We start from the raw sequence: 23,727 nt of genomic DNA, 5'->3' as shown, positions 1-23,727 counted from the left end.
CGGGGCCGACATGACGGCGGCTCCCCCGCAGGAGCGCGGACGGCTGGTGTGGCCGGTCGCGGCCTTGTTCTGGGCGCTGCAGTTCGCGGTCCTCAATCCCCTGCTGGCCGTGCTGCTCGTCACGCTGTACGACGCGACGCCCTCGCAGGTCGGCTGGGCGCTCGGCGCGTACAACGTGGGCGGCTTCATCGCGTCGCTGGCGATCCCCGTCCTCGCCGACCGGACGGGCGACTACCTCCGGCCGCTGCTCGTGTGCGCGGTCGCCGGGGTCGCGCTGGTGGTGGTCCTGGCGGTGACGACGTCGCTGCCGTGGGCCGTGGCCGCGCTCGTCGTGCTGGGCGGGCCGCCCGGGGTCGGGTCGACCCTGCTGTTCGCGCAGCTCCGACACGAGGGGGCGGCGCCCGCCCAGGTCATCCGCACCCGGGCGATCGTCTCGTTCGCCTGGGTCGTCGGTCCTCCGCTCGCCACCCTCTGGACGGGAGTGGCGGGATCGCCGGCGGCGCTGCTGCTCCTCGCTGCGGTCGGCGTCGTCAACGTCGTCACCGCCCTGCTCCTGCTGCGCCGGCGCGGATCCACGGCCCCGGCGGGCGCCGGCGCCGCCCGCCCGAAGCTGCTCGCGCAGCTCCGCGGCTGGTCGCGCTGGACGACGATGACCGCGTTCGTCCTGCTGCAGGCCACCAACATCGCGACGGTCACGATCGCGTCCCTGTTCATCACGCGCGACCTCGACAGCCCGCTCGTCTGGGCCGGCGTCGTCCTCGGCGCGGCCGCGCTCCTGGAGATCCCCGCGCTCCTCGTCATCGGCCGGCTCCACGGACGCGCGAGCACGGCGTCGCTGCTCCTCACCGGCTTCGCCTCCGGCGCCGTCTACTACGGCACCGCCGCGCTCGCCTCCCACCCCTGGCAGCTCCTCGCCCTGCAGCCGCTGAACGCCTGGTTCTTCGCGGTGGTCGCGGGCGTGGGGCTCACCGTGTTCCAGGACGCCTTCGCGAGCCCCGGTCTCGCATCCGGCCTCTTCACGAACACCCGACGGGTCGGCGCCATCCTCGCCGGGGCGCTCATCGCGCTCCTCGCCGGCTTCCCGGCCCCCTACCGCGCGGTCTACGGCGCCTCGGCCGCGGTCACCGCGCTCATGGCCATCGGGGCGCTCGTGATCGTGGTCGCCGGAGCCCGCGCCCGGACACGCTCCCGGGCAGCTGACCCGCTCAGGGCGCCGGATCGGGGGCCTCGCCCCGCGACACCACCCGCCACCGCATGCACCGACGACCGGAAGGAACACCGATGAGCAGCACGACGAGCAAGCTCGAGCCGAGCGACGAGTACCTGGTCCGCTTCCTGAGCGACGGGGAGTACCGCAGGGAGGCCTTCGCGGTCGCCGACCGGCTCGTCGACGAGGACGTGACCGACGAGGGAACCGTCCTCGCGTGGACGCACGGGGACGGGATCCTCGCCGAGCTGGTGACGCACCTGGCGGCGTCGAGGCGCGTGGTGAGGAGCCTGGCCGAGCCGGTGAGCGTGGGGATCGTCTTCGCCGTGTGGAAGGAGGCGCGACGCCTCCAGCCCCGGACCGAGCGGAACCCCGCCGGCGAGGACGCCCTGCGCGCGAAGGTCGCCGAGCTGGAGTGGCTGTTCCGCGACGCCCCCGTCAGCTGGCGGCTCTACATAGTGGACGACGAGTGCCCCGAGGGGAGCCTGGAGGTCGCGCGCGCGATCGTCGAGGAGGACGGGCTCGAGTCGGTCGAGCTGCTCCGGTTGCGCGACGCGCTGCCCGCCGCGGAGCCGCCGCTGTCGAAGCTGGCCGCGGCCGACCTCTCGGTGAAGGGCGGCGCCCTCCTGCTCGGGCTGCGACGCGCCTCCGCGCGGGGCCACGACTACGTCATGTTCACGGACTGCGACAACAGCAACAACCTGGGTCAGATCGGGCTGCTGCTCGAGCCGTTCCTCACCGGCGGGGTCCGAGCCGCCATCGGGGATCGCCGATCCACGCGCGTCTCGCACTGGCAGGACTCCCGGGACAGCGAGTCGACGGCCAACTACGTCCTGAAGCGGGTGCGGCAACTCCTCGCCTTCGACCTGATCCTCCGCGACGTGACCTGCCCCTTCAAGATGTTCGACCGCGCGTGCCTCGCGGCGATGCTGGAGGAGCTCGACGTCTTCGACTTCTGCGTGGACTACGACATGCTCGGCTACCTGCAGCACGAGGGGACGCCGCTCGCCGTCGTGCCCATCGTCTCGCTCGATTCGGAGACGGAGACGACCTGGGTCCCGCTCGGCAACGCCAGCGTCTGGTGGCAGAAGCTGCGCGGCTTCGTCCACGTGGTGGAGAAGTACGGGCTGCCGCACGACCGGGAGGCGGCCGATCTGGTCCGGAGGCACCTGACGTCCCAGGAGGCCGTCGCGGCGGTGCTCCGCGCCGGAGAGCAGGGCGTCGTCCTCGGCGGGCGGCCGATCAGCCCTGCGGAGCAGCTGCAGATGGACCTGGGCGAGGTGGAGGAGTGGTTGTGTGCCGTGCTGTCGGAGTAGCCACGTGATCGGCGTGGCCCGGTGCCGCCTGGACCCGAGGTGGCGCCGATGAACGGTGACGGGCCCCACCTCGACGAGGTGCGGATCGGTGACGTGGCCCGCGAGCCGTCATCGAGACCGACGACGCGGTACAGCCTGACCGTTACGTCCCCGGTGGCCGAGCGCAGGATGTCGGTGGACTGCATCGACCTTCCCGACCTCGCCGCCGTCATCCCGTACTGCCCCGAGGACGCATCGGTCCACCTGGTGGAGCAGGTGCGGCCGGCGCTGTTCGTCAAGCACGGCTGGAGGACCGACCTCGAGCTGCCCGCGGGCTTCGTGGATCCCGGCGAGAGCCCGCGCGACGCCGCCGTCCGCGAGCTGCGGGAGGAGACCGGCCTCGAGGCCCTCGACATCGCGCATCTCTGCGACTTCGTGATCTCGCCCGGCTTCACCGGGGAGATCACGTCCCTCCACCTCGCCCGCGTCGCACCGCGGGAGGACGACGACCGCTGGACCATGACGGTCGACGAGGAGATGCTGCGGGTCCGCCGGGTGCGACTCGCCGACGTCGCCGCACTCCTCGGGGAGGGCCGGGTGCACAACGCCCTCACCTGCCTCGCCCTCACCTGGTGCCTGGCGCACGGGGATGCGCTGGACGCCGGCCCCGGCCCCGGCCCCGGAGGCTCCGATGCGTAGCCGCCGCGAGGACCGGACGACCATGCCCGGCCGACAGCCCGGAGACGTACGTGGCGATGACGAGGCGCGGGCATCCTGCCGGGGATCCTCCGGATCCTCCGGATCGTCGGCGATCCGGCGGCCGTCGCCGACGCAGGCACCGCCTGCCCACGGTCCGTCAGGCGCCACCGACGGTCCACCAGCACGGCACAGGACCACCGGAGGAAGGAGCCCTCGATGCGACGACGCACGACACCCGGCCGGACGGCCTGCCTCGGCCTGATGGCGGCCGTCTCGGCCACCACCCTGGGCCTCGCTCCCCAGGCGTCCGCCGGGACCGCCGCGAGCTCCGACCCCGCCGGGCTCCGCTCGCCGGCGATCGCGGCGAACGCCCCGCACACGCGGACGGTCGACTGGCTGGTGAGCCGGATGACGCCCACGGAGGAGCTTGACCTCATGGAGGGCAGCTGGGCGGACAAGACCAACATCGACGGCACCCTCGACCCGGACACCCACGACCAGGCCGGCTACGTGCGCGGCGTGGCCCGGCTCGGCATCCCCGAGACCCGTCACGCGGATGCGCTCGGCATCGAGGCGTCCGCCGCCGCGACGTCGTATCCGAACCGGCTTGGCCTCGCGTCGTCGTTCGACCGGGACGCGTTCTCGCGGTTCGGACAGCGGGTCGGCGAGGACGGCGCTGAGATGGACATGGACCTCATCTACGGTCCCCAGGTCGACATCGTGCGCATGCCCTCGTGGAAGCGCGACATGACGGCGCTCAGCGAGGACCCGTACGTGGCCTCCGAGCTGGGCTCCCGCGAGATCCAGGGGATCCAGAGCACCGGGCTGCTCGCGCAGGTCAAGCACGTCAGCTCCTACGACGGGCAGGACCAGAACATCGCCTCGCTGGTCGAGGGGCAGGCGGCGCACGAGCTGTACCTCGCGCCGATCGAGGCTGCCGCGTCCGCCGGGGTGAGCTCGATGATGTGCTCGTACGCGACGTCCCGGATCGTCGGCGAGGAGGACGAGCCCCGCTACGCCTGCGCGAACTCGGGTCTGCTCCAGCGCATCGTGAAGGACGAGTGGGGGTTCCCCGGTTGGATCACGACGGACTACGGCGGGGGCACGGCCACGTCCGACCTCCTCGCGGGGACCGACCAGGAGTTCACGACCACGAACTTCTCGTCGGACGCGCTGCTGCCGCTCATCGACCCGCAGTCCGACTCGTACGACGAGCGGTACGCGCACGCGGCGCGCGAGTCGGTGAGCCGGATCCTGTACCAGTACGAGCGCTTCGGGCTCCTCGACGACAGCCGCATCCCGGAGGCCGCGCGATCGCCGGTGCCGCAGCACGGCGACGTCGACGACACGGACCACGCCATCCGGATCGACGAGCAGGCGGGGATCGAGGAGTCGCTCCAGCTCGCGGAGGAGTCCGCCGTCCTGCTGAAGGACGACGGGGGCGCCCTGCCGCTCGACCCGCAGCGGTCCGTCGCGGTGATGGGGCAGTCCGCCACCCTCCTCCCGGCCGGCCCGGGCGGAGAACGCGCCCTCGGGTTCGGGGACCGGACGAACATCACCCCGCTGAAGGCCATGCGTTCCATCGCCGGCGACCGCGTCACCAGCGCCCCCGGCATCGACCTGCTCGGCACCACCGTCCCGGCGGACGCGCTCAGCGCCGACGAGGGCGGCACCACGCGCGGCCTCACCCGCACGACCACGACGGGAACCGTCTCGACCACGTCGACCGACGCGGCCATCGACGGCGACCAGACGGATCTCCGCCCGGGCAGCACGTACTCCTGGACCGGCTACCTCGACGTGCCGGCGGACGGCCAGTACCGTCTGCTCACCCAGCGTCCCTACGGCACCGACAGCGGCGACGACAGCAGGTACAACCAGGACACCCGCCCGGCGAGCAACAGCACCGCCACCCTCGCGGTGGACGGCAGATCCGTCGCGCTGACCGACCCGGACGCCAAGGTGCTGCCCAACGCGTACCCCACGTACTCGACCGAGGCGGGGATCAGGACGACCGCCGGCAACGGCCAGTACCTGGGCTACGAGAACGCCGCGACCGTCCTCGACCTCACCGCGGGCCGGCATCGGGTGACGCTGGGGTACGCGCCGTCCGCGATCGCCGCGACGACGCCGACGTTCCGCTTCGCCTGGTCCCCGATCGAGGACTCGCTGCGGCAGGCCGAGACGGCAGCACGCACGCACGACGTCTCCGCCGTCTTCGTCGACGACGCGAACCAGGTCACCGGCGACGGCGTCTCCCCGACCAGCGACGTCGCGCGTCTCAGCGCCGACCAGGACGCGCTCATCCGGCGCGTCACCGCCGCCGCGCACGGGGCGGGCCACCGCGTGGTGGTGGTCGTGAACTCGGATGCCGCCGTGCAGATGCCGTGGGAGGAGGGCGTCGACGCCGTGCTGGAGATGTGGTACCCGGGCCAGGAGGGGGGCGCCGCGACGGCGGACACCCTCTACGGCGTCTCCGACCCGTCCGGCAAGCTGACGATCTCGTTCCCGAGGAACAGCTCGGAGACCCTGTTCGCCGGTCATCCCGAGCGGGCGGGCGGCACCCAGCCGCAGGGCGAGCCGACGAGGACGATCAAGTGGACCGAGGGGCTGGACGTGGGATACCGCTGGTACGCCTCCGCGGAGAACACGCAGGGCTTCGCGCCGATGTTCGCCTTCGGCCACGGCCTGTCGTACACGCACTACGTCTACGACGACTACTCGGCACGGGCGACCGGGGACGGCGGCATCGACGTCGACCTCCGGATCACCGACGCGGGAGGGGTCGCGGGCTCGGAGATCCCGCAGGTCTACGTCGGTCCGTCCTCGGAGCTGCCGGACGGGATCGCGCAGGCGCCCACGAAGCTCGTCCAGTTCGACCGCGTCGACCTCGCCGCCGGTCAGTCGAAGCGGGTTCGCATGCACGTCACCGCGCGCGAGCTGTCGTCCTGGTCCGAGTCGTCCCAGCGATGGGTGCTGGGGACGGGACCCCGGACGGTGTCCGTCGGCGCGGCGTCCGACGACATCCGCGTCTCCTCGACGGTGGACGTCGCGGCGGCGGACGTCGCGGCGGCGGACGCCGGGGGACGAGCCGCGCTCGTCCCCTCGTCGTCGACCGCGCCGGCCGTCGCCGTCCCGGCGGTCCCGTCCCTCGCGGAACCGGAGGCGCTCGGTCCGCCTGCTACCAGCCGCGCTCGGCGAGGCGGTGCGGGGCGGGGACATCGGCGACGTTGATGCCGACCATCGCCTCGCCCAGCCCGCGCGACGCCTGGGCGATGGCGTCGGGGTCCTGGTACAGCGCCGTCGCGGTGACGACGGCCTTCGCGCGGGCGACCGGGTTGCCGGACTTGAAGATGCCGGATCCGACGAACACGCCGTCGGCGCCGAGCTGCATCATCATCGCGGCGTCCGCCGGGGTGGCCACACCGCCCGCGGTGAAGAGCACGACGGGGAGCTGGCCGGTCTGCGCGACCTCGAGCACGAGGTCGTACGGCGCCTGCAGCTCCTTCGCGGCGACGTAGATCTCGTCGTGCGTGAGGGCGCTCAGGGCGCGGATCTCCGACTTGATGGTGCGGATGTGCTTGGTGGCCTCGGACACGTCGCCCGTGCCCGCCTCGCCCTTGGAGCGGATCATGGCCGCGCCCTCGGTGATGCGGCGGAGCGCCTCGCCGAGCGTCGTGGCGCCGCACACGAAGGGCACGGTGAAGCCCCACTTGTCGATGTGGTTCACGTAGTCGGCCGGGCTCAGCACCTCGGACTCGTCGATGTAGTCGACCTCGAGGGACTGCAGCACCTGCGCCTCGACGAAGTGGCCGATGCGCGCCTTCGCCATGACCGGGATGGAGACCTCGGCCTTGATCTGGTCGATGAGGTCGGGGTCGCTCATGCGGGCGACGCCGCCCTGCGAGCGGATGTCCGCCGGGACGCGCTCGAGCGCCATGACGGCGACCGCGCCCGCGTCCTCCGCGATGCGCGCCTGCTCGGCGTTGACGACGTCCATGATGACGCCGCCCTTGAGCATCTCCGCGAGTCCGCGCTTGACGCGGCTCGAGCCGACCTGTCCGGGGGTGTTGGTGTCAGTCATTGTGATCCCTATCCTATTCGCCCGCCGGGGCGGGCCAGGCTGCTGCGATGGATGCCCGGACGTCGCCCAGCAGCTGCGGCAGCGCCTTGGTCTTGGCGATGATCGGCAGGAAGTTCGCGTCCTGCCCCCATCGCGGCACGATGTGCTGGTGCAGGTGCTCGGCGATGCCGGCGCCCGCGACCTGCCCCTGGTTCATGCCGATGTTGTAGCCGTCGTTCCGCGACACCTCGCGCACGACGCGCATCGCGGTCTGCGTGAGCGCGCCGATCTCGGCCACCTCCTCGGGGCCCGCGAGGTCGTACGTCGCGATGTGCCGGTACGGGCAGACGAGCAGGTGCCCGCTGTTGTACGGGAACAGGTTCAGCAGCACGAAGGCGTGCTCGCCGCGGGCCACGATGAGCGCGTCCTCGTCGGACATCGACGGCGCGATGCAGAACGGGCACTCGTCGCGGTCCGGCTGCTGGCCCTTCTGGATGTAGACCATCCGGTGCGGGGTCCACAGGCGCTGGAACTCGTCGGGCACGCCCGCGAGGTGGCCCGGGTCGTCGACGCGCACGTCGGGGCGCTCGTCCTCTCCCCCGGACTCGTGGTCCGACAGGGTCAGACGGGCCACGCGGTCACCACCTGCTCGCGGCGCGCGATGGCGCCCGTGATCCGCTCGACGGCCTCGTCGACCGGCACGCCGTTGACCTGGGTGCCATCGCGGAAGCGGAAGCTCACGGATCCGGCCGCCCGGTCGTCCTCGCCGGCGATGAGCTGGTACGGGACGCGGAGCTTGGTGTGGGTGCGGATCTTCTTCGGCATCCGGTCGTCCGAGGTGTCGAGCTGCGTGCGCACGCCCGCCGCCCGGAGCCGGTCGAGCACGCCGCCGAGGTACTCCTCGTAGTCCTCGGCCACGGGGATCCCGACCACCTGCACGGGCGACAGCCACACCGGGAACGCGCCCGCATAGTGCTCGGTGAGCACGCCGAAGAAGCGCTCGATGGACCCGAACAGCGCGCGGTGGATCATGACGGGCTGCTTGCGCGTGCCGTCGTTCGCCGTGTACTCGAGGCCGAAGCGCTCGGGCAGGTTGAAGTCGAGCTGGATGGTGGACATCTGCCAGGTGCGCCCGATGGCGTCGCGCGCCTGCACGGAGATCTTCGGACCGTAGAACGCGGCGCCCGCGGGATCCGGCACGAGCTCGAGGCCCGTGTCGACCGCGACCTGCCGGAGCGTCTCGGTCGCCTCCTCCCACACCTCGTCGGATCCGACGAACTTCTCCGGGTCCTTCGTGGACAGCTCGAGGTAGAAGTCGTCGAGGCCGTAGTCGCGCAGCAGCGAGAGGACGAACTCGAGCGTGCCCTTCAGCTCGTCGGCCATGCGCTCGCGCGTCGTGAAGATGTGGGCGTCGTCCTGCGTCATGCCGCGCACGCGGGTGAGGCCGTGGATCACGCCGGACTTCTCGTTGCGGTAGACCGTGCCGAACTCGAACAGGCGCAGCGGCAGCTCGCGGTACGAGCGCTGACGCGACCGGTAGATGAGCACGTGCATCGGGCAGTTCATGGGCTTCAGGTAGTAGTCAGCGCCCTGGCGCGTGATCTCGCCCTCGTCGTTCCGCGCCTCGTCGAGGTGCATGGCGGGGAACATGCCGTCCTTGTAGAAGTCGAGGTGCCCGCTCGTCTCGAACAGGTTCGACTTCGTGATGTGCGGCGAGTAGACGAACTCGTAGCCGGCCGTCTCGTGCCGGCGGCGCGAGTAGTCCTCCATCTCCCGGCGGATGATGCCGCCCTTGGGGTGGAAGACCGCGAGGCCGGAGCCGATCTCGTCGGGGAAGGAGAAGAGGTCGAGCTCGGCGCCGAGGCGGCGGTGGTCGCGCTTCAGGGCCTCCTCGATGCGGCCCTGGTACGCGCGCAGCTCGTCCTTGGTGGGCCACGCCGTGCCGTAGATGCGCTGCAGCTGCGGGTTCTTCTCGGATCCGCGCCAGTAGGCGGCCGCGACGCGCGAGAGCGCCCAGCCGTTCCCGACCATGCGCGTGCTCGGCAGGTGCGGGCCGCGGCAGAGGTCGCGCCAGAAGACCTCGCCGGTCTTCCCGTCGACGTTCTCGTAGACCGTGAGCTCCGCGCCGCCGACCTCGACGGACTCGCCGTCCTCGCCGAGCTCCTCGCCGGATCCGCCCTTGAGGCCGATGAGCTCGAGCTTGTAGGGCTCGTCGGCCATGAGCTCGCGGGCCTCCTGCTCGGAGACGACGCGGCGCGTGAAGCGCTGGCCCTGGCGGATGATGCGCTCCATGTTCTTGGAGATCGCCTTCAGGTCCTCGGGCGTGAAGGGCTCGGCCACGTCGAAGTCGAAGTAGAAGCCGTCCGTGACGGGCGGCCCGATGCCGAGCTTCGCCTCGGGGTTGATCTGCTGCACGGCCTGGGCCATGACGTGCGCGGCCGAGTGACGGAGGATCGCGAGGCCGTCGGGCGAGTCGATGCGCACGGGCTCGACGACGTCGCCGGGGGCGACCTCTGCCGCGAGGTCCTTCAGCTCCCCGCCGATGCGCATGGCGACGACCGCGCGGTCGCCGAAGAGCGTGAACCCGGTGCCCGCCTCCGTCGCCTCGACCGGCGCGGTCGTCTCCGCGGGCGCGGCCTCGTCGTGGTTCTCGGGCTGGGCGGCGTCTACCACTGCGGGCTCCTTGCGGGACGGGGAGGGAACCGATCCAGACTACCGGCGCGCGGGAGCCGCCCCTCGCCGGGAGCGGCGGGCGTGCGCGCGCCGGCCGGCCGGAGGAGGCGCCGGGGGGAAAGAAAGAAGGCCCCGGTCTCCCGGGGCCTTCTGGGTGGTGAGCGATACTGGGATCGAACCAGCGACCTCTTCCGTGTCAGGGAAGCGCGCTACCGCTGCGCCAATCGCTCATGCACTTGCTCGAGGTGGGGACGGGATTTGAACCCGCGTGGACGGCTTTGCAGGCCGCTGCCTCGCCTCTCGGCCACCCCACCACCGGTGGTTCCCACCTTGTGAAAGGGGACCCCTCTCGGGGCCCCTGTCGAGCGGATGACGAGATTCGAACTCGCGACCCTCACCTTGGCAAGGTGATGCGCTACCACTGCGCCACATCCGCATTTCACACGATGTCCGCCGGCTTCCCGGCGTCCCTGCGTGCTCGATGACTCTAGCCGATCTCCTGGCGCGGGTGCAAAACGACGCGCGTCCGACCACTCCGGGCACCCCGTTCACGCGCCCGCTGCCCCGTGTTCACGCGGATCCGGTGGGCGAGCGCTCGGGACCAGCCCGGGCGTGTCGCGCAGCGGACCGTCGTCGCCGGCCCCGCCGGGACCGGCGTGACCGCGACGGCGCCCGCGGTATGGCATCATGGATCCGCACCGTCCGCGGTGCGAGCACGGGCGATTGGCGCAGTTGGTAGCGCGCTTCCTTCACACGGAAGAGGTCATCGGTTCGAGTCCGGTATCGCCCACCGTCATCTCCCTCTCCCCCGCTACTGCAGCAGGGCCCGCGCCGTCCCCTCGTCGAGCACGATGTCGGTCACGAGCCCCGCGGCGAGGGCCCCGCGCACGCTCCGCGCCTTGGACGCCCCCGCCACCACGCACACGCGTCGGGGCGCCTTGCGGATCGTCGCCAGGTCCGGCCCGCTCGCCCGCGCGTTGATCGCGATGTCGGCCGACGACCCGTCTTCGCGGAAGAAGACGGTGGAGACGTCTCCCACGACGCCGTCCGCATCGAGCGCGCGCTGGTCGGACCGCTCGAGGTACCCGCCCGAGTAGACGTGGCTCGGCACGAGGGCGACCGGGGATCCGACGCCGAACAGGACCATGTCCATCCGCTCCTGCAGCTCGAGCACGCGCTTCGTGCTCCTCTCGCGCCAGAGGGCGAGCTTCGTGGCGGGGTCGTCGAAGAACGCCGGCACCGGGAACTGCTGCACGGTCGCGCCGTACGCCTGCCCGAACCGCCGGAGGATCTCGCTGGCGTACATGATCCCGGTGGTGCGCACGTTGCCCGCCCCGTTGAGCTGCACGACGAGCGTGTTGTGGGTGGGCTTCGGCACGAGGTACCGGCTGACGGCGCTCACCGTGGAGCCCCACGCGACGCCGACGACCATGTTCGAGTCGACGTACTGGGTGAGCATCCGTGCAGCCGAGAGCGCCACCCGGTCGACGCGGTCGACGTCGCTCGTCTGGTCGGGCACGGGGACGACGTGCGCGACCACGCCGTACCGGTCGTGCAGCTGCTCCCCGAGCACGGACGCGAGGTCGAGCGGCGAGCGGATCTGGATGTCGACGAGGCCCGACTCCCGGGCGTACGAGAGCAGCCGCGACACCGAGGAGCGGCTGGTGCCGAGCTCCCGGGCGATGGCCTCCATCGTCAGGTCCTGCATGTAGTAGAGGTGCGCCGCGCGCAGGGCGTCCTGGGTGCGCTCGTGCGCGATGCCGTCGACCATCCGACGATGCTTGCACATCCGTGCACGGGCTTCGCGGGATCCGTTCGCGGGCGGATGATGGACGGACAGCACGCGCACCACGCACGCATCGAACAGAGAGAAGCCTCCTCGTGACCACGTCGAAGAAGACCGACCTGCGGGACAACGTCGCCCGCATCCACGACCGCCCGAGCGCGCAGGTGCTCGTCATCGGCGGCGGCATCAACGGCATCGCGACGTTCCGCGACCTGGCGCTGCAGGGCGTTGACGTCGTCCTCGTCGAGCGCGCCGACTACGGCTCCGGCGCCTCGGCCGCCAGCTCGCACATGATCCACGGCGGCATCCGCTACCTCGAGAACGGCGAGTTCCGCCTCGTGCGCGAGTCCGTCGAGGAGCGCAACGGCCTCATCCGCATCGCGCCCCACTACGTGAAGCCGCTGCAGACCACGATGCCGATCTTCTCCACGTTCTCCGGCATCCTCAACGCGCCGCTGCGCATGCTCACGCACAAGCAGCGCAGCACCAAGGAGCGCGGCGCGCTCCTCATCAGCGTCGGCATGACGCTGTACGACTCCTTCTCCCGTGACGGCGGCTCGGTCCCGCGCCACCGCTTCCGCGTCGGCAAGGCCGCCCGCGAGGACATGCCCGCCCTCAACAAGGACGTGAAGTTCACGGGCACCTACTACGACGCCTCCGTGCACGAGCCCGAGCGCCTCGCGCTCGACGTGCTGAAGGACGGCCTGGCCGCGGGCGAGCACGCCCGCAGCGCCAACTACCTCGAGGCCGTGGGCGTCCAGGACGGCGGCGTGAAGCTGCGCGACGTGATCTCGGGCACCGAGTTCGTCGTCACCGCGCCGGTGGTCGTCAACGCGTCCGGCCCCTGGACCGACCTCACGAACGACGCCATGGGCGGCGACACGGAGTTCATGGGCGGGACCAAGGGCTCGCACATCGTCGTCGACAACGCCGAGCTGCTCGAGGCGACCAAGGGCCGGGAGATCTTCTTCGAGAACAACGACGGCCGCATCGTGCTCATCTACCCGCTCAAGGGCCGCGTGCTCATCGGCACCACGGACATCGACGCCGACCCGCGCGAGCCGGCCGTGTGCACCGAGGAGGAGGTCGACTACTTCTTCGACCTCGTCAAGCACGTCTTCCCGCAGATCGAGCTGAACCGCGAGCACATCGTATACCGCTACTCGGGCATCCGCCCCCTGCCGCGCCACGAGGACACCGCGCCCGGCTTCGTGTCGCGCGACTACCGCATCGTCGAGACCGAGATCGCCGGCCTCCCCGACGCGAAGGTGCTGAGCCTCGTGGGCGGCAAGTGGACGACGTTCCGCGCCCTGTCGGCGCACCTGTCGACCGAGGCCACGACGCGCCTCGGCGTCGAGCGCTCCGTCGACACGACGGGCATGCCCATCGGCGGCGGCAAGGACTTCCCGTCCTCCAGCACCGCCCGCGCCCGCTGGATCGCCACGCAGGCGGCCCGTGCCGAGGGCATCGGCACCGAGCAGGTCGACCGCCTGCTCAACCGCTACGGGACGCGCGCCACGAGCGTCATCGACGTCCTGTCCGGGCAACCGTCGACGCCCCTCGCGACCGACCCGCAGCTCACGCGCGCCGAGATCGCGTACTTCGCCACGCACGAGGACGCGGTGCACCTCGCCGACGTCGTCCTCCGCCGCACGAACCTCGCCTTCGTCGGCGGCGTCACCCACGAGATGCTCGCGGAGATCGCGGACGTGCTGCAGGAGGCGCTCGGTTGGAGCGACGACGAGCGCGACGCCGAGGTCCAGGACACCGTCGACGTGCTGAGCACGTACCACGGGGTCGACGTGGGCGCGACCAAGGTGGCCGCGGACGCGACCGTCACCGAGTTCGCGAACTAGCACGACCGCCGCGGGCCCGCCCGCACCCGGGAGGCCGGTCGCCGAGAGGTGGCCGGCCTCCTCGTCGTGGAGTCCTGCCGCGCGATCGCGCCACGGCCCCTGCCAGGCGACGGGTCTAGGTTCGGGACATGACCCACGCCCGGCTCGACCCGATCCCGCTCACCACGCTCCAGGGCGAGGAGACCACCTTCGGCGCGTACGCCGACAAGGTCGTCCTCGTGGTCAACGTCGCCTCGCGCTGCGGGCTCGCGCCCCAGTACGAGAAGCTCGAGCAGCTCCAGCGCACCTACGGCGATCGCGGGTTCACGGTCATCGGCTTCCCCAGCAACCAGTTCCTGCAGGAGCTCGGGTCCGCGGAGGCCATCGACGAGTACTGCTCCACCACGTGGGGCGTCACCTTCCCGATGATGGAGAAGGTCAAGGTCAACGGGCGCTCGGCCCACCCCGTCTACGCGGAGCTGACGAAGGCGCCGGACGCCGAGGGCAAGGCCGGGCGGGTGAAATGGAACTTCGAGAAGTTCGTCGTGACGCCGTCGGGCGCCGTGCACCGCTTCCGGCCCACCGTGGAGCCGGACGCGCCGGAGATCGTGTCGCTGATCGAGGCGGAGCTGCCCGGCTGATCCGGCCGTCGCGCCCTGCTCAGCCGCGGCGCGCGATCAGCCCCGCCAGGTACGACGCCTGACCCGCGTGCTGCAGGTCGTCGGAGAGCACGCTCACGAGGCGGGCGGCGAGCGTGACGGGTGGCGTCCAGTCCTCGTCCACGACGCGCGCGAGCTCCGACTCGTCGAGCCCGGCGAGGTACGCGAGGGTCGCCGCCTGCACGGCGTCGAGGTAGCCGAGGAGCAGCTCCGGGCCGGTGCCCGCGAGCGCGCCCACGTCCTCGGGAGACTGCCCGTACCCGGTGGCGGACGCGTCGAACGGCAGGGCGAAGCGCGCGTCCCATCCCCCGGCCGTCCACGTCTGCGGGGTGCCCGCGACATCGGCGACCTGCGCGTCCTGCACGCGGGCGAGGTGCCAGACGAGCCAGCCCACGGTGTTCGCCTCGGCGTCCGGGCGGAAGGCCAGGTCGTCGGCGTCGAGCCCGTCCACGGCCTCATGCACGATCCCGCCGATGCGTCCGTAGGCGTCGACGAGCAGGTCGATGGCGGGGGTCATGGCGTCTCCTCGGATCGGGTGCGCACCCGGGCGGGCGCCCTCCCATCCTGCTCCGCTCACGGCCGTCGACGACGACATGGCAGGCTCGCGGGGTGACGCGACTCTCCCCCGACGCCCCCTGGTCGACGCCCGACGACGACGCGTGGTGCCCCTGCACGAGCGGCGACCCGTACGGCGCCTGCTGCGGCCCGATCCACCGCGGCGACGTCGCGGCGCCCACCGCCGAGCGGCTGATGCGCTCGCGCTTCTCGGCCTACGCGCGCGGGGACGCCGCGCACCTCGCGCGGAGCTGGCACCCGTCGACGCGGCCCGACGAGCTCGAGCTGGACCCGGCCGTCCGGTGGTTCCGCCTCACGATCGTGCGCACCGCCCTCGGCGGGCCCGCGGACGCCACGGGCGTCGTCGAGTTCGAGGCGGCGTACCGGCACGACGGGGAGCGCGGCACGCAGCGCGAGGCGAGCCGGTTCGCCCGCCACGGCGGATCCTGGGTGTACGTCGACGCGGAGTGACCGCGACGCCGCGGGTCAGGCCTCGCCGAACCCCGAGTCGATGAGCTCGACCAGCGCCGTGACGGCCTCCTCCGCGTCGTCGCCGGTGGCCTCGATGACGACGTGCGCGCCGCGCGTGAGCCCGAGCGCCATGACGCCCAGGAGCGACGCGGCGTTCTGCCCGTTGACCGTGATCGCCGACGAGTAGCCCGCGGCGCGCGTGACGAAGTCCGCCGCCGGGCGCGCGTGCAGCCCGTCGCGGTTCACGAGCACGGCCTCGCCGCGCACCGTGCCGGCGCCTCCCGCGGGGGCCGACTCCGTGCCGTCGGCGCGCGGATCCGGGGCGAGCCCGGCGTCGGCGTCCTCCGCGGCGTCCGCGCTCGCGGCCGAGGCGGCCACCGCGGCCACCTCCTCGAGGGTCCCGCCGGTCTCGGCGGCCACCGCAGCGGCCACCGCGCCCTCCACGAGCGGCGCGCGGACCACCACGACGCGGGCGCGGGCGTCGTCGTCCAGGAGGTCGACCGCGGTCTCGGCGGTGAGGTACGCGGATCCGAGGTCGGCCAGCACGACGACCCCGTCGCCGCCCTCCGCCCAGGCGAGCGCCTGGGCGACCACGTCGAAGCTCGTGCCGATGCCGGCGTCGTCGAGGGTGCCGTCGCCGGATCCGCCCGCGGGGACGAGCGCGACGGTCGGCGCCATCTGGCGCGCGAGGTCGACGAGGCCGTGGGCGATCAGGGCGCTGTGCGAGACGAGGACCAGCCCGACGCTCACGACGCGGCCCCCTCGGCGTCGCGGGCGGTCGAGGCCGCCGCCCGGAGGATCAGCGCGGACGACTGGGCCCCGGGATCGCGATGCCCGACCGCGCGCTCGCCCAGGTAGGAGGCCCGGCCCTTGCGCGCGACGAGCTGCTCGGTCGCCTCCGCGCCGCGCTCGGCCGCGTCGGCCGCGGCGGCGAGCACGTCGGCCGGAGCGGTCCCCGCGTCGGCGGCGGCGCGCGCGGCCTCGGCGGCGGGACCCCAGGCGTCGACCGTGGTCTTGTCCCCCCGCTCGGCCTTGCCGCGGAGCACGATCCCGCCGACCGCGGCCTCGAGCAGGTCGGCCAGCGCGGCCCCGTCGAGGTCGACGCGGCCGGCGACGGCGGCGGACGCCTTGAGGTACGCCGTGCCGAGGAGCGGGCCGGATGCGCCGCCCACGGTGGAGATCAGCGTGGTCGCGACGGCCTTCAGCGCGTCGGCCGGCGTCGCGTCCGCGGCGAGCGCGGGGAGCTTCGCGACCACGGCGCTGAATCCGCGGTCGAGGTTCTCGCCGTGGTCGCCGTCGCCGATCTCGCGGTCGAGGGCGATGAGGTCGCCCCGCCGCTCGGCGATCACGCGCGCCGCCTCCGTGGTCCAGGCCACGACCCAGTCGGTCCCGAGTGCCATCTGCTACCTCCCCCACCGCAGGGCGGCGGTCTGCACGGGCGAGTCCCACAGCTCGGTGATCTCGTCGTCGAGCAGCAGCACCGTGAGGGACAGGCCCTCCATGTCGAGGGCCGTGACGTAGTCTCCCACGAGGCTCCGCGCGACGGTCAGCCCGGCCTCGCGCAGCACGGCGGCCGCGCGGGCGTAGGCGATGTAGAGCTCCGAGAGCGGCGTCGCGCCCATCCCGTTCACCAGCAGGAGCACGCGGCTCCCCGCCGGCGCGGCCAGGTCCTCCAGCACCGGGTCGAGCAGCCGGTCGACGATCGCGTCCACGGGCTCGAGCGGCAGCTTCACGCGGCCGGGCTCGCCGTGGATCCCGATGCCGACCTCCATCTCGTCGTCCTCGAGCGCGAAGCTCGGCTCGCCGGCGTGCGGGACGGTGCACGCGCGGATGGCGACGCCCATGCTGCGCACCTGCCCGATCACCCGCTCGGCGATGGCGGCCACGGCGTCGAGGTCGTCCCCGCGCTCCGCCGCGGCCCCCGCGATGCGCTCCACGAGCACGGTGCCGGCGACCCCGCGGCGGCCGGCCGTGTACAGCGAGTCGGTCACCGCGACGTCGTCGTCCACGACGACGGTCCGCACGCGCACGCCCTCCGCCTCGGCGAGCTCGGCCGCCGTCTCGAAGTTGAGGACGTCGCCCGTGTAGTTCTTGACGATGTGCAGGACGCCCGCGCCGGCGTCGACCGCGAGCGTGGCCGCGACGACGGGATCCGGCGTGGGGCTCGTGAACACCGGGCCGGGCACCGCGGCGTCCAGCATCCCGTGCCCGACGAAGCCCAGGTGCAGGGGCTCGTGCCCGCTGCCGCCGCCGCTCACGAGGGCGACCCGTCCGGGGCGGGTCGGCTCCGCGCGTCGGACGTGCAGCGGGTCCGCGTTCAGGCGCACGAGATCGGCGTGCGCGGCGGCGAACCCCGCGACCGCCTCCTCGGCGACGGTCCTCGGGTCGTTGATCAGCTTCTTCACTGCGGCTCCTCGCGGGTCGCGGGCGGCGCGCGGGCCCCCGGGCGTCCGAGCCGGATCGAGGAACGGGACTCGGTCGGCGGCGACTCGGGTGCGTGCTCAACATACGCCCGGCGGCGAGCGCGGCACAGGTCGGCACCGGTGCCGGCGGAGCGGCCGGAAGCGCGTCGCGGAGCGGCCAGGCGGGGACGGGCCACCGGCTGCCCCGGCATTAGATTGGAAGGACCGCGATGATGCGGCAGAGGTCGTACCCGCGCCTCGACGAACGATCGGAGCACCACTCAGTGGATCAACTCAGAACGATATTCCTGTCGGAGACGGTGGGCACCGCCCTCCTCGTCCTCCTGGGATGCGGAGTCGTGGCGAACGTCGCGCTCATCAAGTCGAAGGGCCTCGCCGGAGGCACCCTCATGGTCAACTTCGGCTGGGGCCTCGCGGTCTTCGCCGGTGTGACCGTCTCGTACGCGTCCGGCGCGCACCTCAACCCGGCCGTGACGCTGGGCCTCCTCGCCGCCGGCAAGATCGAGGACGTCGCGAGCGTCCCCGTCTACATCCTCGCCCAGATGGTGGGCGCCATCATCGGCGCCGTCTTCTGCTGGCTCGCCTACAAGCAGCACTTCGACGAGGAGCCCGACGCGGCCACCAAGCTCGGCGTCTTCTCGACCGGCCCGTCCATCCGCAACTACGGCTGGAACCTCGTCACGGAGATCATCGGCACGTTCGTGCTGGTCATCGTGATCCTCGGCTTCAGTCTCGCGAACCACCCCGACGCGTCCGCGGCCACCCCCGCCGGCCTCTCGGCGCTCGGCGCCATCCCCGTCGCCCTCCTCGTGGTCGGCATCGGCGCGTCCCTCGGCGGACCGACCGGCTACGCCATCAACCCGGCCCGCGACCTCGGCCCCCGCATCGCGCACGCGATCCTCCCCATCAAGGGCAAGGGCCCGAGCGACTGGTCCTACGCCTGGGTCCCCGTCGTGGGCCCGGCCATCGGCGGCCTGCTCGCCGGCCTCGCGTCCTACGCGCTGCTCCCCATCATCTAGAACCCCGAACCCCACAGGAGAGACCACATGAGCGAGAAGTACATCGTCGCCATCGACCAGGGCACCACCAGCACGCGCGCCATCGTGTTCGACCACGCCGGGTCCATCGTGTCCACCGGCCAGCTCGAGCACGAGCAGATCTTCCCCCGCGCCGGCTGGGTCGAGCACGACCCGATGGAGATCTGGCGCAACACGCGCGAGGTCATCGGCCAGGCGCTGTCCAAGGCCGACATCACCCGCCACGACGTCGAGGCCGTGGGCATCACCAACCAGCGCGAGACCGCCGTCGTGTGGGACCGCACCACGGGCAAGCCCGTCTACAACGCCATCGTCTGGCAGGACACCCGCACGCAGAAGATCGTCGACCGGCTCGCGGCCGACGGCGGCGTCGAGCGCTTCAAGCCCACCGTCGGGCTGCCGCTCGCCACCTACTTCTCCGGCACCAAGATCGTCTGGATCCTGGAGAACGTCGAGGGCGCGCGCGCGAAGGCCGATGCCGGCGAGCTGATGTTCGGCACGACCGACACCTGGGTCCTCTGGAACCTCACGGGCGGCACCGACGGCGGCGTCCACGTCACCGACGTGACCAACGCCTCCCGCACGCTCTTCATGGACCTCGAGACCCTGCAGTGGGACGACGGGATCCTGGAGGCCTTCGACGTGCCGCGCTCGATGCTCCCCGAGATCAAGAGCTCCTCCGAGGTCTACGGCCAGGTCGAGTCCTCGAGCCTCCTCCGCGAGGTGCCCATCGCGGGCATCCTCGGCGACCAGCAGGCGGCCACGTTCGGCCAGGCCGCGTTCGACCAGGGCGAGTCGAAGAACACGTACGGCACCGGCAACTTCCTGATCTTCAACACCGGCACCGACATCATCCACTCGCAGAACGGCCTCCTCACGACGCTCGGCTACAAGCTGGGCGACGCGGAGCCGCACTACGCGCTGGAGGGATCCATCGCGGTCACGGGCTCGCTCGTGCAGTGGATGCGCGACAACCTCGGCCTCGTGTCGAGCGCCGCGGAGATCGAGACCCTCGCCGCCACGGTCGAGGACAACGGCGGGGTGTACTTCGTGCCCGCGTTCTCGGGCCTGTTCGCGCCGTACTGGCGCTCGGACGCGCGGGGCGCGCTCGTCGGCCTCACGCGCTACGTGAACAAGGGCCACATCGCCCGGGCCGCGCTGGAGGCCACGGCGTTCCAGACGCGCGAGGTGCTGGATGCGGTCAACGCCGACTCGGGCGTCGACCTCACCGAGCTCAAGGTCGACGGCGGCATGATCGCCAACAACCTGCTCATGCAGTTCCAGGCCGACATCCTCGGCGTGCCCGTCGTCCGCCCCGTCGTCGCGGAGACCACCGCGCTCGGCGCCGCGTACGCGGCCGGCCTCGCGGTCGGGTTCTGGAAGGACCTCGACGACCTGCGCAGCAACTGGCAGGAGGACAGCCGCTGGACGCCCGACATGGACGACGCCGAGCGCGAGCGTCAGCTGCGCCTCTGGAAGAAGGCCGTCACGAAGACCTTCGACTGGGTCGACGACGACGTGCAGTAGGCCGCACCCGCACGATCCGCACGCCCCGTCGCCCCTCGGTGACGGGGCGTGCGGCGTCCCCCGGGCACCGGCGACGGGCATCGGCCGCCCGCGCGCTCAGAGGAGCGACGGCTGCCCGCCGCCCGCGGGGACGTCGTCCACCGGCGCGATCAGGTCCCGCCCGTCGTTCCGGACGCTGTTGACCCGGGTGGAGACCCGGCGCGGCACGAGGCGCGGCTCGGGCAGCGACGCGAGCAGGTGCCGCACGTCGTCGACCGCCGCCGTCCCGACGTCGAGCCAGTCGTCCAGCCGGTCGCGCGGGACGATCACCGGCGTGCGGTCGTGGATGCGCCCGAGCGCGTCGCTCGCGGCGGACGTGAGGATCGCGAGGCTCCGCAGCCACGCGCCGGGCTGCCCGTCGGCCACCGCGGGGTCGCGCCAGTGCTCGTACACGGCGGCGAAGGCGAGGGGACCCTCGTCCTCGGCATGCAGGTACACCGGCAGCTTCCCCTCGGCGGTCGCCTGCCACTCGTAGTACCCGTCGGCCGGCACGATCGCGCGCCGTGCGAGCACGGCCTTCCGGAAGGCGGGCTTCTCCGTCACGGTCTCGACCCGGGCGTTGATGAGCGGCGGGCCCTGCGGCGACCGGGCCCACGGGGGCACGATCCCCCACCTCGCGCTGGCGAGCACGCGGCGGGTGCCGCCGTCGGCGTCCGCGCGCGGCCGGCGATCGGCGATCAGACGCACCTCCGTGGTCGGCGCCACGTTCCACGACGCCGGCGGGTCGTCGCCTTCCACGTCGTCGACCGCCCAGTCCCCGACGAGGTCGCCCGTCGCCCGCGCCACCACGAATCTCCCGCACATGCGACCATCATCCGCCGTGCCCGCGACATCGCCGGTCGCGGGCGGATCAGGCGCGGGTCGCGGCCGCCCACTCCCCGAGCTTGGCGGCCGCCAGGCCCGAGTCCACGGCGTCGGCGGCGACGACGAGCTTCTCGCGGAGCCGCTGCGCCATGGGCTGCTGCACGCGCGTGGGATCGCCCATGAGGTCGAAGGCCTCGAGCCCCACCGCCGCGTTGAGCAGCACGACGTCGCGCTGCGGACCCGGCTCCCCCGCGAGCACCCGTCGGATGACGGCGGCGTTCTCCTCTATCCCCTCACCGAGGAGCGCCTCGATGGGCGCGCGCGGGATGCCGAGCTCGAGCGGGTCGAGATCGTGCTCGACCACGGCTCCGCGGCTGACCTCCCAGATGTGGCTGTGGCCCGTGGTGGTCAGCTTGTCGATCCCGTCGTCACCCCGGAACACGAGCGCCGTCGCCCCCCGGGTGCGGAACACGCCGACGAGGAGCGGCACGCGGGTCAGGTCCGCCACGCCGACGGCGGACGCCTCCGGCCGCGCCGGGTTGCAGAGCGGCCCCAGCACGTTGAAGAGCGTGGAGATGCCGAGCTCGCGTCGCGTCGCGGCGGCGTGGCGGAACCCGGGGTGGAAGAGCGCCGCGTGGGCGTAGGTGATGCCCGTCTCGCGGAGCACCTCCCCCACGCGCTCGGGCGTGATCGTGAGGTCGACGCCGAGGGCCGTCAGCACGTCGGAGGCGCCCGAGGCCGAGCTCGCCCCGCGGTTGCCGTGCTTGATGACGGGGACGCCCGCGGAGGCGGCGATCACGGCGGCGACCGAGGAGATGTTGAGGACCGCGCCGTAAGGGTCCCCTCCCGTGCCCACGATGTCGAGGGCACGCGGATCCGCGTCGAGCGGCAGGGCCTCCTCGAGCACCGCGTCCCGGAACCCGACGATCTCATCGACCGTCTCGCCGGCCGCGCGGAGCGCCACCAGCAGCCCCCCCAGCTGGGCGGGCGTGGCCTCGCCCCGCATCACCTGGCGCATCGCCCACGTCGACTCCGCGACGGACAGGTGGCCCCCCTCGATCAGGGCGGTGATGAGCGCGGGCCATGTGGGGGCGGAGGGCATGCGGATCAGCCTAACGAGAGGCTGGATCGGATCTCACGGGCGGCCCGGGTGGGCGTCGGGTGTCGTCGGCCTGGGTCATAATGGAACCTGTGACGACCACCTCAATCTCCCCTGCATCCACCGCGCCGGTGGTGAACCGGCCGAACACGGTCGCCGTCGGCACCATCGTGTGGCTCGGCAGCGAGGTGATGTTCTTCGCGGGCCTCTTCGCGATCTACTTCACCCTCCGCTCCACGTCCGGCGCCCTCTGGGAGTTCGAGGCAGGCCGCCTCAACGTGCCCTTCTCGCTGGTGAACACCCTCATCCTCGTGTCGAGCTCGTTCACCTGCCAGTTCGGCGTCTTCGCGGCGGAGCGCCTGCAGGCGCGGGCCACCGGATGGAAGCCCAGCCAGTGGGGCACGGTCGAGTGGTTCTTCCTCACCTACGCCCTCGGCGCCATCTTCGTCGTCGGCCAGATCTTCGAGTACGCCACCCTCGTCACCGAGGGAATCACGCTCAGCAGCAATGCCTACGGCTCGGCGTTCTACATGACCACGGGCTTCCACGGCCTCCACGTCACGGGCGGTCTCATCGCCTTCCTCCTCGTCATCGGGCGCATCTTCGCTGTCCGGTCGATGGGGCACAGGGAGGCGACGAGCGCCATCGTCGTGTCCTACTACTGGCACTTCGTCGACGTGGTCTGGATCGGGCTCTTCCTGGTCATCTACGTCCTCAAATAGCACCGAGCGGGAGCAACAACCACAGCATGAGCACCACGACAGCACGCGCCCGCCGCACCGGCCGCCGCAGCCCCCTGACCACCGTCGCCCTCCTCGCCATCGGCCTGCTCTTCACGGGCGGGGCCTACGCACTGATCCAGACGGGCACCGCCTCGGCCCAGGTCGACCTCAAGAGCGCGCAGACCATCGACGAGGGCCAGAAGCTCTTCGGCTCGAACTGCGCCACCTGCCACGGCATGGACGCCACGGGCACGGGCGTCGCCCCGAGCCTCATCGGCGTCGGCGCCGCGTCGGTCGACTTCCAGGTCGGCACGGGTCGCATGCCCCTCCAGGCCACCACGGTCCAGGCGGAGGAGAAGCCGACGCAGTTCACGGACGACCAGGTCAAGGAGCTCGCCGCCTACGTCGCGTCGCTCGCCCCCGGACCTGCGATCCCGGCGAGCCAGTACCTCGACGGGCAGGGCGACCCCGCGAACGGCGCCGAGCTCTTCCGCATCAACTGCGCCATGTGCCACAACGTGGCGGGGGCCGGAGGCGCCCTCACCGAGGCGAAGTTCGCCCCGAGCCTCAAGGGCGTGGACCCGGTGCACATCTACGAGGCCATGGTCACCGGCCCGCAGAACATGCCGGTCTTCAACGACACGAACATCTCCCCCGAGGACAAGCGCGACATCATCACGTCGCTCCAGTACATCGAGCAGAACAGCAACGTCGGCGGCGCCGACCTCGGCGGGCTCGGCCCGGTCTCCGAGGGGCTCTTCATGTGGATCTTCGGCCTCGGCGGCATCGTCGCCCTGACCGTGTGGCTCACCGCCAAGTCCAACTGACGCCCG

General features: G+C 72.2%; 21 protein-coding genes and 4 tRNA genes. 12 read left to right on the top strand and 13 right to left on the bottom strand.

Features of this window, described 5'->3' with window-relative positions; all coding sequences use genetic code 11:
• Nucleotides 1-10: 10 nt before the first annotated feature.
• The 4 genes from AWH51_RS05845 to AWH51_RS05830 all read left to right on the top strand — a co-directional run bounded on the left by AWH51_RS05845 (nucleotide 11) and on the right by AWH51_RS05830 (nucleotide 6,435).
• Entirely contained in the window at nucleotides 11-1,285 is a 1,275-nt protein-coding gene (locus AWH51_RS05845; RefSeq protein WP_081234909.1) for an MFS transporter, read from the top strand.
• Nucleotides 1,282-2,523, top strand: a complete 1,242-nt coding sequence (locus AWH51_RS05840; RefSeq protein ID WP_063071161.1) for a glycosyltransferase — start codon at nucleotides 1,282-1,284, stop codon at nucleotides 2,521-2,523. The genes AWH51_RS05845 and AWH51_RS05840 overlap by 4 nt, the downstream gene beginning before the upstream one ends.
• 174 nt (nucleotides 2,524-2,697) lie before the next feature.
• Nucleotides 2,698-3,201 (top strand): NUDIX hydrolase, encoded by a 504-nt coding sequence (locus tag AWH51_RS16445; RefSeq protein WP_063071160.1) that lies wholly within the window; start codon nucleotides 2,698-2,700, stop codon nucleotides 3,199-3,201.
• A gap of 216 nt (nucleotides 3,202-3,417) precedes the next feature.
• The gene (locus AWH51_RS05830) at nucleotides 3,418-6,435 is read left to right on the top strand and encodes a glycoside hydrolase family 3 C-terminal domain-containing protein (RefSeq protein WP_081234905.1); all 3,018 of its coding nucleotides are present in this window, start codon (nucleotides 3,418-3,420) and stop codon (nucleotides 6,433-6,435) included.
• Here AWH51_RS05830 and pdxS read toward each other — a convergent pair.
• From pdxS to AWH51_RS05800, 6 genes are all read right to left on the bottom strand, one after another.
• Nucleotides 6,383-7,285: a pyridoxal 5'-phosphate synthase lyase subunit PdxS gene (gene pdxS, locus AWH51_RS05825; protein ID WP_063071158.1), complete on the bottom strand. Its 903-nt coding sequence runs from the start codon at nucleotides 7,283-7,285 to the stop codon at nucleotides 6,383-6,385. The genes AWH51_RS05830 and pdxS overlap by 53 nt on opposite strands.
• A 13-nt stretch (nucleotides 7,286-7,298) precedes the next feature.
• Nucleotides 7,299-7,841 carry an HIT family protein gene (locus AWH51_RS05820; protein WP_107490168.1) on the bottom strand — a complete coding sequence of 181 codons (543 nt, stop codon included), beginning with the start codon at nucleotides 7,839-7,841 and terminating at the stop codon, nucleotides 7,299-7,301.
• Nucleotides 7,842-7,885: 44 nt separating this feature from the next.
• Nucleotides 7,886-9,937 carry a threonine--tRNA ligase gene (thrS, locus tag AWH51_RS05815; RefSeq protein WP_063071157.1) on the bottom strand — a complete coding sequence of 684 codons (2,052 nt, stop codon included), beginning with the start codon at nucleotides 9,935-9,937 and terminating at the stop codon, nucleotides 7,886-7,888.
• Nucleotides 9,938-10,092: 155 nt separating this feature from the next.
• Nucleotides 10,093-10,167: transfer RNA gene (locus tag AWH51_RS05810), tRNA-Val, on the bottom strand.
• 13 nt (nucleotides 10,168-10,180) lie between these two features.
• Nucleotides 10,181-10,251, bottom strand: a tRNA-Cys gene (locus AWH51_RS05805).
• Nucleotides 10,252-10,301: 50 nt separating this feature from the next.
• Nucleotides 10,302-10,373 (bottom strand) — tRNA-Gly (locus tag AWH51_RS05800).
• Nucleotides 10,374-10,654: 281 nt separating this feature from the next.
• On the opposite strand from AWH51_RS05800, the gene AWH51_RS05795 reads away from it, so the two are divergent.
• Nucleotides 10,655-10,727 (top strand) — tRNA-Val (locus AWH51_RS05795).
• Nucleotides 10,728-10,748: 21 nt separating this feature from the next.
• Here the strand turns inward: AWH51_RS05795 and AWH51_RS05790 are convergent.
• Nucleotides 10,749-11,708 (bottom strand): sugar-binding transcriptional regulator, encoded by a 960-nt coding sequence (locus AWH51_RS05790; RefSeq protein ID WP_063071156.1) that lies wholly within the window; start codon nucleotides 11,706-11,708, stop codon nucleotides 10,749-10,751.
• Between the two features lie 110 nt (nucleotides 11,709-11,818).
• On the opposite strand from AWH51_RS05790, the gene AWH51_RS05785 reads away from it, so the two are divergent.
• Nucleotides 11,819-13,579, top strand: a complete 1,761-nt coding sequence (locus AWH51_RS05785) for a glycerol-3-phosphate dehydrogenase/oxidase (protein ID WP_063071155.1) — start codon at nucleotides 11,819-11,821, stop codon at nucleotides 13,577-13,579.
• Between the two features lie 128 nt (nucleotides 13,580-13,707).
• The gene (locus AWH51_RS05780) at nucleotides 13,708-14,199 is read left to right on the top strand and encodes a glutathione peroxidase (protein WP_063071154.1); all 492 of its coding nucleotides are present in this window, start codon (nucleotides 13,708-13,710) and stop codon (nucleotides 14,197-14,199) included.
• A gap of 19 nt (nucleotides 14,200-14,218) precedes the next feature.
• On the opposite strand, the gene AWH51_RS05775 is transcribed toward AWH51_RS05780, so the two are convergent.
• Nucleotides 14,219-14,734 carry a mycothiol transferase gene (locus tag AWH51_RS05775; protein ID WP_063071153.1) on the bottom strand — a complete coding sequence of 172 codons (516 nt, stop codon included), beginning with the start codon at nucleotides 14,732-14,734 and terminating at the stop codon, nucleotides 14,219-14,221.
• Nucleotides 14,735-14,826: 92 nt separating this feature from the next.
• Between AWH51_RS05775 and AWH51_RS05770 the strand changes: the two genes are divergently transcribed.
• Nucleotides 14,827-15,243, top strand: a complete 417-nt coding sequence (locus AWH51_RS05770; protein ID WP_063071152.1) for a YchJ family protein — start codon at nucleotides 14,827-14,829, stop codon at nucleotides 15,241-15,243.
• 15 nt (nucleotides 15,244-15,258) lie between these two features.
• Here AWH51_RS05770 and dhaM read toward each other — a convergent pair whose 3' ends face one another.
• From dhaM to dhaK, 3 genes are read right to left on the bottom strand one after another with little or no spacing between them, the layout of a single operon-like run.
• Nucleotides 15,259-15,993, bottom strand: coding sequence for a dihydroxyacetone kinase phosphoryl donor subunit DhaM (gene dhaM / locus AWH51_RS05765; RefSeq protein WP_063071151.1), 735 nt, complete (start codon nucleotides 15,991-15,993; stop codon nucleotides 15,259-15,261).
• A complete protein-coding gene (gene dhaL, locus AWH51_RS05760; RefSeq protein WP_063071150.1) occupies nucleotides 15,990-16,643 on the bottom strand; it encodes a dihydroxyacetone kinase subunit DhaL in 654 nt (217 codons plus the stop codon). The genes dhaM and dhaL overlap by 4 nt, the downstream gene beginning before the upstream one ends.
• A gap of 3 nt (nucleotides 16,644-16,646) precedes the next feature.
• Entirely contained in the window at nucleotides 16,647-17,648 is a 1,002-nt protein-coding gene (dhaK, locus tag AWH51_RS05755) for a dihydroxyacetone kinase subunit DhaK (protein ID WP_063071149.1), read from the bottom strand.
• Nucleotides 17,649-17,878: 230 nt separating this feature from the next.
• On the opposite strand from dhaK, the gene AWH51_RS05750 reads away from it, so the two are divergent.
• Entirely contained in the window at nucleotides 17,879-18,685 is an 807-nt protein-coding gene (locus tag AWH51_RS05750) for an MIP/aquaporin family protein (protein WP_414146347.1), read from the top strand.
• Between the two features lie 27 nt (nucleotides 18,686-18,712).
• Nucleotides 18,713-20,230, top strand: a complete 1,518-nt coding sequence (gene glpK / locus AWH51_RS05745; protein WP_063071147.1) for a glycerol kinase GlpK — start codon at nucleotides 18,713-18,715, stop codon at nucleotides 20,228-20,230.
• 96 nt (nucleotides 20,231-20,326) lie between these two features.
• Here the strand turns inward: glpK and AWH51_RS05740 are convergent, their stop codons facing one another.
• Both AWH51_RS05740 and trpD read right to left on the bottom strand, forming a co-directional pair.
• Entirely contained in the window at nucleotides 20,327-21,073 is a 747-nt protein-coding gene (locus tag AWH51_RS05740) for an SOS response-associated peptidase (RefSeq protein WP_063071146.1), read from the bottom strand.
• A gap of 46 nt (nucleotides 21,074-21,119) precedes the next feature.
• On the bottom strand, nucleotides 21,120-22,175 hold the full coding sequence (trpD, locus tag AWH51_RS05735; RefSeq protein WP_063071145.1) for an anthranilate phosphoribosyltransferase: 1,056 nt from the start codon (nucleotides 22,173-22,175) through the stop codon (nucleotides 21,120-21,122).
• 80 nt (nucleotides 22,176-22,255) lie between these two features.
• Between trpD and AWH51_RS05730 the strand changes: the two genes are divergently transcribed.
• Both AWH51_RS05730 and AWH51_RS05725 read left to right on the top strand, forming a co-directional pair.
• Entirely contained in the window at nucleotides 22,256-22,894 is a 639-nt protein-coding gene (locus tag AWH51_RS05730; protein WP_081001874.1) for a cytochrome c oxidase subunit 3, read from the top strand.
• Nucleotides 22,895-22,920: 26 nt separating this feature from the next.
• Nucleotides 22,921-23,721 carry a cytochrome c gene (locus AWH51_RS05725; protein WP_063071144.1) on the top strand — a complete coding sequence of 267 codons (801 nt, stop codon included), beginning with the start codon at nucleotides 22,921-22,923 and terminating at the stop codon, nucleotides 23,719-23,721.
• Nucleotides 23,722-23,727 lie beyond the last annotated feature (6 nt).

Source organism: Clavibacter tessellarius (assembly GCF_001618005.1).
In the GTDB taxonomy this organism is placed as follows: domain Bacteria; phylum Actinomycetota; class Actinomycetes; order Actinomycetales; family Microbacteriaceae; genus Clavibacter; species Clavibacter tessellarius_A.
Note: the sequence above shows the minus strand (reverse complement) of the source record. Positions and strands in the feature narration are given on the sequence as shown.